The organism is Aeromicrobium erythreum, from assembly GCF_001509405.1.
Taxonomy (GTDB): Bacteria; Actinomycetota; Actinomycetes; order Propionibacteriales; family Nocardioidaceae; genus Aeromicrobium; species Aeromicrobium erythreum.
Genome location: NZ_CP011502.1, coordinates 3,565,270 through 3,578,904, shown reverse-complemented (window position 1 = coordinate 3,578,904; position 13,635 = coordinate 3,565,270). Strand labels below are relative to the sequence as shown.

Annotated in this window: 16 protein-coding genes; 10 read left to right on the top strand and 6 right to left on the bottom strand. The window is 71.5% G+C overall.

The window, feature by feature from the left end:
* Nucleotides 1-22 precede the first annotated feature (22 nt).
* The 3 genes from Aeryth_RS16925 to Aeryth_RS16915 all read right to left on the bottom strand — a co-directional run bounded on the left by Aeryth_RS16925 (nt 23) and on the right by Aeryth_RS16915 (nt 1,859).
* Complete coding sequence (locus tag Aeryth_RS16925; RefSeq protein ID WP_067861021.1) at nt 23-331, bottom strand: metal-sensitive transcriptional regulator; 309 nt, start codon at nt 329-331, stop codon at nt 23-25.
* Nucleotides 328-885, bottom strand: coding sequence for a DUF305 domain-containing protein (locus Aeryth_RS16920; protein WP_067861019.1), 558 nt, complete (start codon nt 883-885; stop codon nt 328-330). Before Aeryth_RS16920 ends, Aeryth_RS16925 begins: the two co-directional genes overlap by 4 nt.
* A 104-nt stretch (nt 886-989) precedes the next feature.
* Complete coding sequence (locus Aeryth_RS16915) at nt 990-1,859, bottom strand: LysR family transcriptional regulator (protein WP_067861017.1); 870 nt, start codon at nt 1,857-1,859, stop codon at nt 990-992.
* 72 nt (nt 1,860-1,931) lie between these two features.
* Here Aeryth_RS16915 and Aeryth_RS16910 point away from each other — a divergent pair, with 72 nt between their 5' ends.
* Nucleotides 1,932-3,227 (top strand): MFS transporter, encoded by a 1,296-nt coding sequence (locus Aeryth_RS16910; protein WP_067861015.1) that lies wholly within the window; start codon nt 1,932-1,934, stop codon nt 3,225-3,227.
* A 27-nt stretch (nt 3,228-3,254) separates the two neighbouring features.
* Here the strand turns inward: Aeryth_RS16910 and Aeryth_RS16905 are convergent, their stop codons facing one another.
* The gene (locus Aeryth_RS16905; protein ID WP_144433840.1) at nt 3,255-3,677 is read right to left on the bottom strand and encodes a hypothetical protein; all 423 of its coding nucleotides are present in this window, start codon (nt 3,675-3,677) and stop codon (nt 3,255-3,257) included.
* A gap of 395 nt (nt 3,678-4,072) precedes the next feature.
* Between Aeryth_RS16905 and Aeryth_RS16900 the strand changes: the two genes are divergently transcribed.
* Nucleotides 4,073-5,479, top strand: coding sequence for a SpaA isopeptide-forming pilin-related protein (locus tag Aeryth_RS16900; protein ID WP_067861011.1), 1,407 nt, complete (start codon nt 4,073-4,075; stop codon nt 5,477-5,479).
* Between the two features lie 151 nt (nt 5,480-5,630).
* Entirely contained in the window at nt 5,631-5,849 is a 219-nt protein-coding gene (locus Aeryth_RS16895) for a hypothetical protein (protein ID WP_067861009.1), read from the top strand.
* A 204-nt stretch (nt 5,850-6,053) separates the two neighbouring features.
* Here the strand turns inward: Aeryth_RS16895 and Aeryth_RS16890 are convergent, their stop codons facing one another.
* Both Aeryth_RS16890 and Aeryth_RS16885 read right to left on the bottom strand, forming a co-directional pair.
* Nucleotides 6,054-6,698, bottom strand: a complete 645-nt coding sequence (locus Aeryth_RS16890) for a response regulator (RefSeq protein ID WP_067861007.1) — start codon at nt 6,696-6,698, stop codon at nt 6,054-6,056.
* Nucleotides 6,695-7,936 (bottom strand): sensor histidine kinase, encoded by a 1,242-nt coding sequence (locus Aeryth_RS16885; RefSeq protein ID WP_158509226.1) that lies wholly within the window; start codon nt 7,934-7,936, stop codon nt 6,695-6,697. The genes Aeryth_RS16890 and Aeryth_RS16885 overlap by 4 nt, the downstream gene beginning before the upstream one ends.
* Nucleotides 7,937-8,103: 167 nt before the next feature.
* Here Aeryth_RS16885 and Aeryth_RS16880 point away from each other — a divergent pair, with 167 nt between their 5' ends.
* From Aeryth_RS16880 to Aeryth_RS16850, 7 genes are all read left to right on the top strand, one after another.
* Nucleotides 8,104-8,754: a CDP-alcohol phosphatidyltransferase family protein gene (locus Aeryth_RS16880; protein WP_083516663.1), complete on the top strand. Its 651-nt coding sequence runs from the start codon at nt 8,104-8,106 to the stop codon at nt 8,752-8,754.
* Nucleotides 8,751-9,215 (top strand): hypothetical protein, encoded by a 465-nt coding sequence (locus tag Aeryth_RS16875; RefSeq protein ID WP_067861003.1) that lies wholly within the window; start codon nt 8,751-8,753, stop codon nt 9,213-9,215. Before Aeryth_RS16880 ends, Aeryth_RS16875 begins: the two co-directional genes overlap by 4 nt.
* A gap of 72 nt (nt 9,216-9,287) precedes the next feature.
* The gene (locus tag Aeryth_RS16870; protein WP_236749772.1) at nt 9,288-10,181 is read left to right on the top strand and encodes an isocitrate lyase/PEP mutase family protein; all 894 of its coding nucleotides are present in this window, start codon (nt 9,288-9,290) and stop codon (nt 10,179-10,181) included.
* A 41-nt stretch (nt 10,182-10,222) separates the two neighbouring features.
* Complete coding sequence (locus Aeryth_RS16865; RefSeq protein ID WP_067860999.1) at nt 10,223-10,669, top strand: hypothetical protein; 447 nt, start codon at nt 10,223-10,225, stop codon at nt 10,667-10,669.
* Nucleotides 10,669-11,535 (top strand): tetratricopeptide repeat protein, encoded by an 867-nt coding sequence (locus Aeryth_RS16860; RefSeq protein WP_067860997.1) that lies wholly within the window; start codon nt 10,669-10,671, stop codon nt 11,533-11,535. The genes Aeryth_RS16865 and Aeryth_RS16860 overlap by 1 nt, the downstream gene beginning before the upstream one ends.
* Complete coding sequence (locus tag Aeryth_RS16855) at nt 11,532-12,770, top strand: AAA family ATPase (RefSeq protein WP_067860995.1); 1,239 nt, start codon at nt 11,532-11,534, stop codon at nt 12,768-12,770. Before Aeryth_RS16860 ends, Aeryth_RS16855 begins: the two co-directional genes overlap by 4 nt.
* A gap of 1 nt (nt 12,771) precedes the next feature.
* Nucleotides 12,772-13,620, top strand: a complete 849-nt coding sequence (locus Aeryth_RS16850; RefSeq protein WP_144433839.1) for a tetratricopeptide repeat protein — start codon at nt 12,772-12,774, stop codon at nt 13,618-13,620.
* The last annotated feature ends 15 nt before the right edge of the window (nt 13,621-13,635 follow it).

Sequence of the window (13,635 nt, the reverse complement as noted above, 5' to 3'; positions counted from 1 at the left end):
GGTCGGCTGGGTTCGGGTCGGTTCAGGAGCGGACGAGCCGGGCGATGGCGTCGGAGGCCTCCTTGACCTTCGCGTCGGCCTCGGGCCCGCCCGCGCGCGCCGCGTTGACGACGCAGTGGGCGAGGTGCTCGTCGAGCAGCTTGAGGGCCACCGCCTCGAGCGCCTTGGTGGTCGCGCTCACCTGGGTGAGCACGTCGATGCAGTAGGTGTCGTCCTCGACCATGCGGGTGAGGCCGCGGACCTGGCCTTCGATACGCCGCAGTCGGGCGAGGACCGCCTTCTTGTCGTCGGAGTAGCCGGGCGCCTCGGGGTGCTCGTGCGTGGCGCTCATCCGAGGAGTCCCTTCATCTGGGTGATCTCGGCGGTCTGGGCGTCGATGATGGCGCGCGCCAGCGCCTTCGCGCGCGAGTCCTGGCCGTCGGCGAGCTCGGTCCGGGCCATCTCGACGGCGCCCTCGTGGTGCTCGACCATCAGCTCGAGCCAGAGCCGGTCGAAGGTGGCGCCGTCGGAGTCGGCGAGCCTCGACAGCTGGTCCTCGCTCATCATCCCGGTCATCGAGTGGCCGGCGCCCCCGTGCCCCTCGTGGCCACCGTGCCCGCTGGGCACGTCCTCGCCCCAGCCCTCGAGGAAGCCGGTCAGCTCCTCGATCTCCGGCTTCTGGGCGGCGCGGATGCGGGTGGCGAGGTCGGTGACCTCGGCGGACGCGCCGCGGGCGGGCTCGAGTGCGAGGTCGCTCATCTCCACGGCCTGCTCGTGGTGGGGGATCATCTGCTGCGCGAACGTGACGTCGGCTCCGTCGTGGCCCTCGTCGCTGGTGTTGGGCGAGCCGCACCCGGCCAGCAGGAGGGCCGAGGCCAGGGTCAGGAGGACATGACGAGGACTCATGGGACCACGATACCCCTAGGGGGTAGCGGTATCTGTCCGATGAGCCGCAGGAGTCGACCAGGCGCTCGTCTCGTCCGAGACACGCTCATCGACTCGAGGGGCATCTAGGGACGGGGGACGCCCAGGATGCGGGCGCGTAGCCCGGGGAGTGCTCGTTCGAGGAGGGCGTGGGGTGGTTGCCGGGTCACGAGCTGCAAGCTGGTGCTGCTCGTGACCGGCGACGGGAGGAGGGTGTCGCGCGGATCGTCCCACCACAGGGCCGCCATCTCGGGCACCACGGCCGGGACTCGACGATGTCGCGCGACGCGCAGTGTCGTCTCGAGCGTCAGCCCGTGGTGTGCGTGGGCTCCCAGCGCGGAGAGCGCTGCGTGCAGCCGGTGGCCTGCGAGGTCGATCGAGTGGTGGATGACCTCTCGACCTGCCAGGTCTCTCCCGTCCTTGCCTGGGGCAGGTGTCAGGTGTGGCAGGACGAGCACGTGCGAGGAGCTGCCGAGCGGGACGGTGCGGAGTCCGTGGGGGAGGACGGTCTGGCCCGCGATGGTGATGATTGCGGCATCGAGCAGGCCTTGATGCACCTGGCCGACGAGCACGGGGCCGTGGTCCACCTCTCCCTGGATCGCGATGTCGGGGAGCTCGACCTGCGCAGCGGTGAAGACGATGGGTGCGAGGGATTGGATCGTTCCGAGGCTGAGGGCCCGTGTCTCGGTGGCCGCCTGGACGTGGGCGGGGAGCATCTCGAGCTCAGCCAGGAGTCGTGCGGCGTGCCGCGCCAGCTCACGTCCGGCTGGTGTGGGGCGGGCGCCCGTCGTGTCGCGCTCGAACAGCCGAGTACCGAGACGACGCTCGAGAGCTGCCAGGCGCCGCGATGCCGATGGCTGGGTGGTCAGCAGCTCCTTCGCAGCAGCCCCCACCGATCCGTGCCGGGCGACGGCCTCGGCCAGGACCAGGTCATCAGTGCGAAGGCGTGGCGTCATGCCTTCAGTGTATGAGTCAGGGTCGCGACGTCACCCCTACCTGACGCGCGCATCGCACCGCACGCTGGAGTCGTGCGCACCTCTCTGCTGCTGCTGACCGCGACCACCTTCGTCACCTGGATCGGGACTCGCCTGACGGCTGTCGCGCTCCCTCTCGTGGCGCTCCAGGAGACTGGCGAGCCCTGGACCATGGGTCTCGTCGGGGGAGCGGCCGGCCTGCCGCTGCTGACCGTGGCATGGTGGGGTCGCCACGTGCGCGACCGTCTGACGACAGGCCGGGCTCTGGCCGTCGTCATGGCTGCGAATGCTGTCGGGATGGCAGTGGTGCCTGCAGCGACGATCTCGGGCGAGCTCGGAGCGACGGCGCTCGGTGCGTCCGGGCTGATCACGGGGTCGGCAGCCGCGCTGCTGGGACCGGCGGAGCGGTCGCTGGTCGCCGATCTCGCCGACGAGCACGTCCGCCGAGGCGGGAGGATGGGCCCGGCCAGGTGGCTGGCCTGGCAGGACCTCGCCCACCGCGTGTCGATGGTCTTCGCCCCGCCTGCCGCGGCCTGGTGCGTCACCGTGTGGGGTGCTGCGCCGCTGCTGTGGTGCGAGACGGTCGTCGTCGGGTTGGCCGCGCTGGCACTCCTCGCGGTACCTGGCGTCCCCACCCCGACACAGGACCGAACCGTCCCTGCGACCGTGCGAGGCGTGTCCGCCGTTGCGGTGCTGCGCAGGCACCCGGACCTCGCCGCCGGGGTGGCCATGGCGGGCATCGCCGGCGTGTGCTGGTTCGGCTTCAGCCTGGGACTGACCATCCTGGGCACGGAACACGGTCGCCCCGGTCAACTGCTCGCGGCCGGGATGGGCGGGTACGGACTCGCCTCGGTGCTCGCCTCGTTCGTCGTCCCGTTCGTCATCCAGCGCGTGCCGCACACGCTCGCCATGTCGGGCGCATGGCTGACCCTCGGTGGTGCCTTCCTGCTCCTCCCGCTGGCGACTCCGAGCCTGGTCGGCGTCGCGTGCGCGGCGGCAGTCGGCGGCGCCGCCACGCCGTGGGCGATCGCTGCGCTCAACGCAGCCATCAGCTCCCGTACCCACGGCGCCGACCGACGAGCGGCGTTCACCGCCGAGACCGTGCTGCACTCGGGAGGGACGTCCGTCGGCCTGCTCCTGGGAGGAGCGGTGATCGGCTGGGTCGGAGCTGAGACCGTGCTCGTCGCGGCGGGCATCACCCAGGTCATGGCTGCTGTCGTCGGTGCAGGTTGGGCCCGAAAGGCGACGCAGCCTGGACCCGACCCTGGTCAGGCGAGCGGACGTCGACAGAGTCTGCGCGTCAGCACGATCTCGACCTGGGCCGGGGGGTCGCGAGATCAAGCCCGGTAAGCGGCCTTCTGAGTCGGAAGTTCTCACTCAGGAGCAGGCGGAGCGGATGGCCTTCGCCGCCGCGGTGACCTCATCGTCGGAACCGCCGTCGAGGGGCTGGTAGGCCTCGGGGTCGTCGAGGTAGTCGACGAGCTGTCCGACCGGGTCCTGCAGGTCTTTCGGACCGGAGGAGACCACCGCGAACAGCGTGTCCTGGAGAGACTGGCGCTCGTCGCCCGAAAGGTCCGCCCCGGCGAGCGCGCGATCCACGAGCCCGTCGTCGCCCGTAAGGGCCGGGCACGGGTTCGACGGGTCGAGGCTCGGGACGGTGGCGGAAGCACTCGGCGAGGCCGACGCGTCTGCGGCCCCACTCTCGGTGCCGGAGGTACCGCCGCACCCGGTCAGCAGGGCGAGCCCGATCACCGCGAGCACAGCAAGGGATCCCTTTTTTTGGAAGATCGTACAAGTCATGACGACACGATAGCGTGGTAAGCCAGTGCCTCGCCAGAAGGTCTCGGTGAACACTCTGCACGCACACCACCTGCGTGCACCACTCCGAGGATTCCGCGGGGACGCTCATCGACGCAAGGGCCGGTACTCAAACGTCCGTCGCTTGGCTCGTCGCTCGGCAAGGCCGACTGTCAGAGACGCAGATCACCCTTCTCGCGCCCCCGCAGGCAGCCGCCCCGACTCCAGCGCGCTGAGTCGAAGGTGTCTGACTGCTGCACCGAGACCCCCGTCTCCATGAGTCGGAGCTCACGCTCGAATAAACATCCGTACCACTTCCGCGTGATGCGAACGTCTTTCTAGACTCTTGACCGGCGCCGCGGCGATCCGCCCGGGGCATCGGACCCGTAAGGGGGATCATGGACACCATCTTCTGGCGGCGGCCGTTCGCCGCGTTCTTCGCCGTCGCAGCCGTCCTCACAGCCGGGCTCGTTGCAGCCGGCACGACCAGCGCGACCGCCGCCGACCGCGACGTCGTCACCGGCATCTCGGTGACGCCTGAGTCCGCGCTCGTGGGCGAAGGCCTCGAGGCCCGCGTGACCTGGCAGGCTCCGACGGGAACCCAGCCGGGCGACACGTTCACCGTCGGCATCCCCTCTCAGGTGAGTGGCGTCCCGGGCACCCAGGAGCTGCGCTCGCCGAGTGGGCAGGTGATCGCGAACTGTGTCATCGAGCAGACCCGCGCTACCTGCACCTTCACCGACTACGTCGCCACGGCGTCGAACGTGCAGGGAGAGCTGACGGTGCCCGTCATCGGCGCGCAGCCGACCAACGGCGCAGGACTCGACTGGACCACCGGCGCGGGCCGCATCATCCACACCGACACCGAGATCAACCCTCGCCAGGGCGGCTGGGCCGACGCGGCCATCAAGACCTCGACGCTCCGGGACAACGGCAACATCCTCTACGACGCGGCCATCCGCGGGAGCCGGCTCGACGACGGCACCACCGTCACCGACACCTACGACCCGCGGACGTCGATCGTCGCCTCCACCTTCCAGGTCTACCAGTCCGACAGCTCTCAGAACTGGACGCAGATGGACTCGAGCACGTGGACGCTGTCCGACGACCCAGCCGACCACCGGTTCACCGTGACGATCCCGAACGCCGTGACGGACGGCTCGATCGCCTACCGCTACATCTACGAGGCTGCGGTCGACGACTCCGTCGCGTCCGGGGACGTCATCGAGAACACGTTCGGCACGCGGGACAGCACGTGGACCGACCGGATCCGGTACGTCCGTCAGGGCGGCGGTGGCACCGGGGACCAGGGCACGCTCGCCTGGACCAAGGTCGACGAGGACGGTGAGGCTCTCGCCGGCGCCACGTTCACGGTCACCGGGCCGAACAACTTCAGCACCACGGTCGCTGACGACGGCGCCGGCGACCGTGACACGCGGCCGGGCCACTTCTCGTTGACCGGACTGGCCGCGGGCACGTACACGGTCGTGGAGGCGCAGGCGCCGGACGGCTACGTCCGCTCAGATCGTCAGCTCACCGCCACGCTGACCGCGGCCGACCCGACCGGTGACGCCGGCGAGCTGGTCAATGTCCGGGCCGTCGACCCGACCCCCACGCCCACCCCGACGCCGACCGTGCCCGACGACGGCAGCACGACACCGACCCCAGACCCCGGCACGAGCCGCCCGGGACGTGACGGCGGTCCGCTGCCCGACGCCGGCGGACCGCAACTGGGCCTGCTGATCGCCGGGACCGTCGCCCTCGTTGCGGGATCGATGCTGGCGCTGCGCCGACGCAGGGCCTGACGCCCGGGCACCGGGCGGTGTCGATGCCCGCTCGTCCTGCATCGACATCGCCCCGTCGCCCGGGCACCCACCTCGCCATGGCGACCTCCCGCCGCACGAGGACCCCGGCTACTCCGCCGCCCCACGCACACCGCTCGAACAGGACAACACCATGACCTCCACACCTCGCACATCCGCCGATGTCGTCCGCCAGTTCGTCATCCAATGGGTGGTCGTCTCGATCCTCATCCTCGTCTTCATCGCCGCGCTGGCCCTCGTCACCGACGACGCCCTCAACTGGGGCCTCTTCGCGCAGCTGATGAGCCTCAACACCTTGGCTGCCGTGCTCGGCGTCATCTACCAGAGACCGCGCCGCCGCGAGCGCGATTGAGCCACCCAGAGATCTGTCGCGCCGCGCACCCTGGGACCGTGAGACGGTCGGCCTCTGACGTGCGCTCACGCTGCACACGTCCGCTCCCATCTGTGGACTGTCCGGCTTCGAGAGACCTCAGGACGCGGCGCCGTCATCATCACGCGTCCGGGCCGCGAGCAGCCCACCAGGAGCAGTGCTGGCGTCGCGCCCTCACGGCATCACTCAGACCAGACCGGCGCGCACGGCGAGGAGCGCCAGCTGCACGCGATCTCTGCTCTGCGTCTTGGCCAAGAGGTTGGTGACGTGGGTTTTCACGGTGTGCGGGGACAGGATGAGGTGGTCTGCGACCTCGTGGTTGCTGAGACCGCGCCCCACGAGGGTGAGCACCTCGTGCTCGCGTGGCGTGAGCCCGAGTCGTGAGATGTCTTCCGCCGTCGTCGACGGGTCCCGTCGGACGCGGCGCACGACCGCGGGGACGACATCGGGCGCCAGGACCGAGCCGCCTGCGGCCACGGTCCTGACAGCCGAGAGCAGGTCGACGCGGCGTCCTCGCTTGAGCAGGTAGCCGTCGGCCCCTGCGGCGATCGCGTCCAGCACCAGCTCGTCTCGGTCGAAGGTCGTCACCACCAGCACGGCAGGTCGCATCGCGCGACGTGACAGCTCGCCCAGGGTGCGGATCCCGTCCATGACCGGCATGCGCAGGTCCAGCAACGCGACGTCGACCTCCACTCCGCGATCGAGGGCGTCGAGGAGCTTCCCGCCGTGCTCGCCCTCGATGGTGACGGTGATGTCCGGTTCGGCGTCGAGGATGAGGCAGAGGCCGTCGCGCACGAGACTCTGGTCGTCGATGACGGCCACGGCGATCATCCTGCATCCCGTGGCAGCACGGCCTCGACGGTCACGCCATGCGGGGAAGAGCTCCTGACGGCGACGGTGCCCGACGCTTCTTCTGCGCGACGGCGGATGCTTTGCAGGCCCGCGCCACGACGCAGTGCTTCAGGGAGGCCGACGCCGTCGTCCGCGACCAGGACGCGGATGTTGCCGTTCTCGGTCTCGTCGACGACGACTCGCACGCGAGTGGCCTGAGCGTGCCGCATGACGTTGGTGAGCGACTCCTGCACGATGCGGTAGACCGTGTGCTCCAAGGCGGCAGACAGATCTTGTGCGGCGACGGTGACGGTGACCTCCAAGCCGGCAGCGTGCAGCGGTGGGACCAGGTGAGTGTGGATGCGGGTGAGCTCTCCGCCGGGTCGGGGTGCCTGGCGCAGTCCGAAGAGCACGGCCTCCAGCTCCTGGAGCGCTTCTCGCCCGAGCGTGCCGATCGAGTCGAGCGCGCGGTCGGGCGAGGACACGTGGCCGGCCTCGGCCTGGACGACCATCGCCGTCAGATGGTGCCCGATCGAGTCGTGCAGCTCCTGGGCGAGCTCATGACGCCGTTCGAGGTCCGCACGGTCGGCATCCACGCGCTGGGCGATGCGGCTCACCCGGTCCGTCTCTCCGCGTGAGTGCGCGAACATGCCTCGAATGCCGGCGATGCTTCTACCCGCCACCACGACGACGATGGCCAGGACCACGGCGACGAAGGCGAGACCTGCCCGGTCGGGATCCATGGGCGGCGAGCTCCAGGCCGAGGGGTCGGCAGCGGCCGCCGCCCGCCGGGGACCCGCTGGTACCGGCTCCGACCACCCGTCGGACGTCAGTGGTGCGACCAACCACACCCACGCCACCACCAGCGTGGCGACGATCAGGATCCCCAGCGCCTGCAGGGAACGGCTGCTCCGGTGCGTGAAGCAGACATAGCCGGCAAGGGCCACGAGTCCGGCGGTGGCGGGCCACATGGAGAGCATCTCGGCATTCGTCATCCCGACGGACACGCAGGTGGCGAGGATCAGCAACAGCGAGCGCTCGACGGGTGCCGACCGTGATGCCCAGGCCGCCACCGCGATGCCGGCGGTGCTGGCCACGGCGAAGCGCATCGCACCGTGCTGAGCGAAGGTCCACAGCAGTGAGCACGCGAGCACCGTGCAGGTCAGGCCGAAGAGCCACGGACGCAGAGCACGCGATGCCACGGGCAGCCACGAAGTAGAGGGAGCAGTGGTCGTCATGTCGTCGATTCTGCATCGGGTGACCGCGCACTTGATCTTCTCCGACGGCACCCGCTGAAACTCGGTACCGAGGTACCAGCCAGGGTGGTCCCTCGTTCCGAGGCGGCTGGGTCGTCCCATCCTGCGTGGCGATGCAGAGCGTCCGGCGAGGGATGCACGCTGCGGACATGATCTCGTTCTCCGCCCTCTCCAGCCGAGAAGACCCCGACAGGACGGCGCAGGTGGGTCTCGCGCCTCACCGGGATGTCGACCTCGGAGACCTGCGCACCGTCGCCAATCTCGTCACCCTCGTGCGCACGGTAGGAGCCGTCGTCACCGGCGTCGTCGCCGTGGTCGAGGCGCGCCTTGACCTCCTCGCGGTCGCCTACGGCGTGTACTGGATCGGAGACATGCTCGACGGGCTCGTGGCCCGCCGCCGGGGCGAGGAGACCCGGTTCGGGGCTGTCCTCGACATCGTCAGCGACCGAGCCTGCACGTCGGTCCTCTGCGTCGGGGTGATCGGACACCTGCCCGAGACGGCTGTGGCGCTCGTGCCGTTCTTCCTGTCGTTCATGGTCCTCGACACCATGCTCTCGCTCGCCTTCCTCGCGTGGCCCCTCGCCAGTCCGAATGACTTTGCCGCGGTGGACCCAATGGTGTATCGGTGGAACTGGTCTCCGCCTGCGAAGGCGGTCAACACCTCCGCCGTGGTGCTCTTGGCACTCGTGGGTCTGCCCTGGCTCTCCCTGTCGTTGGTCCTCGCCGTGGCCGCTGTGAAGGTGTGGTCCGGACGACGTGTCCTCCGGCTCCTCGCGCCTGCAGGGGAGGGCTGCGGGTGAGCGCCGTCCTCGTCACGGCCGGCGCTGCCGTGCTCGTGGGTGCGGGCTCGGCCCTCGTTCCGGTGCTCAACGCCGAGGCCTATGCGCTCGTCGCTGTGGCAGCGCGGCCCGACGTGCTCGTGCTCGTGGTCCTGGGTCTCGCCGTGGGACAGACGGTCGGCAAGCTCGTGATCTACGAGGCGGCCCGCAGAGGGGTGGCGAAGGCCCGTGGCAAGGCCCCCGCACGTCAGGGTCACAGGTCCAGCCGCGTGGTTGCGGCGCTGCAGGAACGCAGGACGGCGGTGCCGATCGTCTTCGCGGCTGCCAGCGTCGGCCTCCCGCCGCTCGCCGTCGCCAGCGTCGCTGCGGGCTGCGCCCGGCAACCCCGAGTCCTCTTCGGCGTCACCTGTCTGGCGGGAAGGGTCGTCCGCTTCGCGGTGATAGCGGTCCCCGTGGCACGGCTTGCGACACACGGCTCCTGAGACCTCTCGCCCTGCGCGACGGGTCTCGCTCGGAGGTCCACTGTGCCGTCGTGATGAGGCCCGACAGTCCTCGTGCAGCGGTGGACCCAGGAGTCGGACGGTGCCTGTCTCGTCCGAAACTCGCCAGACGGAGGCAGCCGAGCCCCTTTGACTGGCGAGGTGAACACGATGATCGAGCACGCCGCAGCCTTCCACGCCCTCCACGCCGACCCGAGCCGCCCGCTCCTCCTCGCCAACGTCTGGGACGTGGCGAGCGCCCGGATCGTCGAGGAGGCCGGCGCACCGGCTGTCGCGACGACCAGTGCAGGTGTCGCGTGGGCGGTCGGTCGTGCGGACGGCAACGCCCTGCAGCGCGCGGACGCTGTCGCCGCCGTCTCTCGGATCACTGGCGCGGTCTCGGTGCCGGTCACCGTCGACGTCGAGGCCGGGTACGCAGCGGGTGCGGACGGCGTGGAGCGAACGGTCGACGCCATGCTCGAAGCCGGTGCCGTCGGGATCAACATCGAGGACGGCGCGCTTCACCCGGACGAGCTCGTGGACCGCATCAGCGCCGCCAGACGCGCAGCGCTGCGGGCGGGAGTGCCCCTGTTCGTCAATGCGCGGACCGACGTCTATCTCGGGGGCCTCACCGCTCCCGAGAACCTCCTCGCCGAGACGCTCGAACGGGCGCACCGGTACCTCGACGCCGGAGCGGACGGCGTCTTCGTCCCGGGAGTCGGCGACCGCCAGACCATCGCGACGTTGGTGGAGGCCGTGGCCAGCCCGCTCAACGTGATGGCCGGACCCGGCGGCCTGAGCGTCGCGGAGCTCTCACGACTCGGGGTGGCACGGGTGAGCGTCGGCTCGAGCGTCGCACAAGCCGCCTACGCCGTGGCCCGACGAGCGGCTGCGGAGCTGTTCGACGCTGGCACGTACGAGTCTCTGGCTCGTGGTCTCGACTACGGCGAGCTGAACTCGCTCTTCTAGCGCGCGGCTGTTCGGCCGTGCCGGCGTGGTGGAATGACCCCATGCCCGACGCCGTCGATGGTCCGTTCCGCCCGGTCCTGCAGGACTACCAGCCGGTCGAGCCCTCCTACAACGTGTTCTCCGGGGTGTTCCCGGCCATCGTCGGCGGCAGCGTCGGCACGACGCTCGGCATGCTGGCGATCGCGCGTCGGCTGCGGGTGTCGCCTGCCGTCCAGGCCGCCGTCGTCGGGATCGGGGTCGTCGGGGTGGCGCTGGGCGTTGCCCTCGCCCTGGGGACGACGCTCAGCAATGCCGTGTCGTTCCGCGTGGGCGGGCTGGCCGCCTTCGCCGGCCAGCTGCCGCTGCTGCTGCGACCGTTCCGCGCCTGGCAGGCCCGCGGCGACGACGTGGCGTCGTTCTGGGGGGTGGGCGTCGCGGCGACGATCGCGGGCCTCCTGGCGTCGGCGGTGATCGGTCTGTCCGTCCCGGGCATCCGGGACACCCTGTGATGAGCGACTCCGCGCTGACGCGCGCCGAGCACTGGCTCGAGGTCGGCCGCCCCGAGCGCTGCCTCGAGGAGCTCGCGCAGGCGGGTGCCGAACCGGACCCGCGCGGTCTCGCCCTCCAGGCCATGGCGCTGCGCCAGCTCGAGCGGTGGCAGGAGTGCGTCGACGTGACGTCCCGTGGTCTTGCCCTCGCCCCCGACGACCTGGAGCTGCGCTTCCAGCGCGCCGTCGCCGTCGAGCAGCTGGGCGACGTCGCGCAGGCCGAACGCCTCCTCCTCGCGTGCCTCGAGGCGCAGCCTCGCCACGTCGTCCTGCTGACCGGCTACGCGTCGCTGCTGCTGCGCCACGGACATCCCGACGAGGCCGAGCGGGTGCTCACGCGTGCTGCGGCGGAGGCGCCCGGCTCTCCAGAGGTCGAGATGGTCCGGGCACGCCTGCTGATGGTCCGGCGGCGCGACGCGGACGCCGTCGAGGTGGTCCGCGGGGTGCTCGCCCAGGACCCCACGCGTGCGGACGCCCTCTGGCTGCTGGGCGCGCTGGAGCACGAGCGGGGCCTCAGCAGGCAGGCGGCACCCCGTCTGCGCAGTGCTGCGCTCAGCAACCTGGACGACCGCGAGCTCGCGAGCGGAGCGCGGGACGTCGGCCGCGAGGCGCGCTGGTTCGCCTGGCCGCTGCGGCTCGTCCGACGCCTGCCCGACGCGCTGGTCGTGCCTGCCCAGCTCGGTGTCGTCCTGGCCGCGGCCCTCCTGCTCGGCTACCGTCCCACGCAGGCGGCCGGTGCGGTGCTCCTCGCGGCCTTCCTGGTCTTCGTCGCATGGTTCTGGATCGCCGTGCTCGTCAGTCGCGCTGCTAGCAGGAGGAACCGATGACCGACCCGAGGATCGACGCGCTGCAGGCCGCTGTCGCGGCCGACCCGACCAACGTCGCGCTGGTGGGGCTCCTCGCCGACCTGCTCGTCGACGCGGGCCGCGTCGACGAGGCGGTCACGCTGCAGGCCGGCCTCCTGTCGGCCGGCGACCTCGGACCCGAGGACGCCCTCGTGCTGACCCGGCGCGCCCTCGACGTCGACCGGCTCGACGTGGCGCGCGGCGCCCTCGAGGTGGCCCGTGGTGGCGGTCTGGTCGAGGGCCTGGCCGAGCTGGAGGCGTCGCTGCAGCAGGCGATCGCGCGACGGGGCATCGCGCTGGACGCCGGTCCCGACACGGCGCCGAGCCTGGCCGAGGAGGTCGGCCTGACCTTCGCCGAGGTCGGCGGCATGGACGACGTCAAGAAGCTGCTGCACCGCATGATCATCCTGCCGTTCGTGCGACCCGAGCTGTACGCGAAGTACAACCGCAGCGCCGGCGGCGGTGTGCTCCTCTACGGGCCTCCCGGCTGCGGGAAGACGCTGCTCGCCCGGGCCATCGCCGGGGAGTGCGGCCTCCCGTTCTTCTCGGTCGGCATCGACGACGTGGTCTCGCCGTTCCAGGGCCAGGCCGAGCTGAACGTGTCCGAGATCTTCGCGCAGGCGCGCGACCTGCGGCCGGCCGTCGTGTTCATCGACGAGATCGACGCGATCGGGTACGCGCGTCAGCGGGCGCAGGGCGAGATGGGCCGTCGGCTGACCAACGCCCTCCTGCAGGAGCTCGACGGCGTCGGCCGCTCGACCGAGGGCCTCCTGGTGCTGGCGGCGAGCAACGCCCCCTGGGACGTCGACAGCGCGCTGCTGCGGCCCGGACGCTTCGACCGCCGCGTCTTCGTGCCGCCGCCCGACGAGGCGGCCCGCGAGGCGATCCTCGACGTCAGGCTGCGGGGCGTGGAGACGTCCGGCGTGGACCTGCGCACGCTCGCGCGGGCGACCGAGCTGTTCACCGGTGCCGACCTGCGCGCCACCGTCGAGCGTGCCCTCGACGAGGTGATCGAGACGGTGCTCGACACCGGCGAGGAGATCCCCGTCGGTCAGCAGCACCTGACCGCCGCGCTCGCCCAGGTGACCCCGTCGGCGCTGGACTGGCTGGCGCGGGCCCGCGACTACGTCGAGTTCTCCAACGCGAGTGGTCAGTGGGCGGACGTCGAGTCCTACCTCGGTCAGCGTGCCGTGCGGCGGCGGCTCACGGGTCGCTGACGTGGACGAGCGCACCGTCAGCCTCGCCCGGCACTGGCTGCAGACCGACCGGCCCGACCGCTGCCTCGAGGTCCTCGACGGCGCGGACCCGACCGACCCGCAGGTGCTGCTGCTGCGGGCGTGGGCGCTCTCACGGCTCGAGCGCTGGGACGACGCGGAGTCCGTCGCCCGGTCCGGCCTCGCGGGCGACCCCGGGTCGGTCGAGCTGCGCCGCGTGCTCGCCCACGTCCTCACCGGTCGCGGTCGCCTGAGGGAGGCGGCCGAGGTGCTCGCGTCGGCCGCCGCCGACGCACCCGAGGACGTCGAGGTCCGGGCCCAGCTGGCGGCGAACCTCGTCGTCCGGCGGTTCGAGGACGAGTCGGCCCGGGCGATCGACGCCCTCGCCGCGCTCGCGCCGGGCTCGGGCCGGGTCGCCCTCCTCCGCGCCCACTGGCACCTGGAGTTCGGACGTCGCGAGGACGCCCGGCGACACGTCCTGGAGGCGCTGGAGGCCGACCCTGCGGATCCGCAGGCCCGCGCGCTGCTCGGTGATCTGACGACGCGGTCCGGCGACGTGGCGGGTGTCGGCCACCTGCGTCGCGCCGCGCTCGACGACTTCGGTGACCGGTCCACCGTCGCCCGGGCGCGCCAGGCGGGCGTGCTGGACCGCTACCCCGGGCGTCTCCTGCTCCCCGCGTTGCGCGTGCACCCGGGCTGGGCCGCCGCCGGCTGCTTCGTCCTGCTGTGGGTGTCGGCGCGGGTCCTCGTCGTCGGCGACGCGGTGGTCGGTGGGGCGATGCTGGCGGTGACCCTGCTGCTGGTGGTGTGGCTGGCCGTCGCCCACGCCGTCGCCGTCTGGGTCCTCGACTGAGGCCGAGGTCTAGGC

Coding starts and splice junctions, on each gene's coding strand:
- Aeryth_RS16920 (WP_067861019.1), bottom strand. CDS start 885: ATGAGTCCTCGTCATGTCCTCCTGACCCTGGCCTCGGCCCTCCTGCTG.
- Aeryth_RS16860 (WP_067860997.1), top strand. CDS start 10,669: ATGAGCGACTCCGCGCTGACGCGCGCCGAGCACTGGCTCGAGGTCGGC.
- Aeryth_RS16865 (WP_067860999.1), top strand. CDS start 10,223: ATGCCCGACGCCGTCGATGGTCCGTTCCGCCCGGTCCTGCAGGACTAC.
- Aeryth_RS16925 (WP_067861021.1), bottom strand. CDS start 331: ATGAGCGCCACGCACGAGCACCCCGAGGCGCCCGGCTACTCCGACGAC.
- Aeryth_RS16905 (WP_144433840.1), bottom strand. CDS start 3,677: ATGACTTGTACGATCTTCCAAAAAAAGGGATCCCTTGCTGTGCTCGCG.
- Aeryth_RS16900 (WP_067861011.1), top strand. CDS start 4,073: ATGGACACCATCTTCTGGCGGCGGCCGTTCGCCGCGTTCTTCGCCGTC.
- Aeryth_RS16880 (WP_083516663.1), top strand. CDS start 8,104: ATGATCTCGTTCTCCGCCCTCTCCAGCCGAGAAGACCCCGACAGGACG.
- Aeryth_RS16855 (WP_067860995.1), top strand. CDS start 11,532: ATGACCGACCCGAGGATCGACGCGCTGCAGGCCGCTGTCGCGGCCGAC.
- Aeryth_RS16915 (WP_067861017.1), bottom strand. CDS start 1,859: ATGACGCCACGCCTTCGCACTGATGACCTGGTCCTGGCCGAGGCCGTC.
- Aeryth_RS16895 (WP_067861009.1), top strand. CDS start 5,631: ATGACCTCCACACCTCGCACATCCGCCGATGTCGTCCGCCAGTTCGTC.
- Aeryth_RS16885 (WP_158509226.1), bottom strand. CDS start 7,936: ATGACGACCACTGCTCCCTCTACTTCGTGGCTGCCCGTGGCATCGCGT.
- Aeryth_RS16890 (WP_067861007.1), bottom strand. CDS start 6,698: ATGATCGCCGTGGCCGTCATCGACGACCAGAGTCTCGTGCGCGACGGC.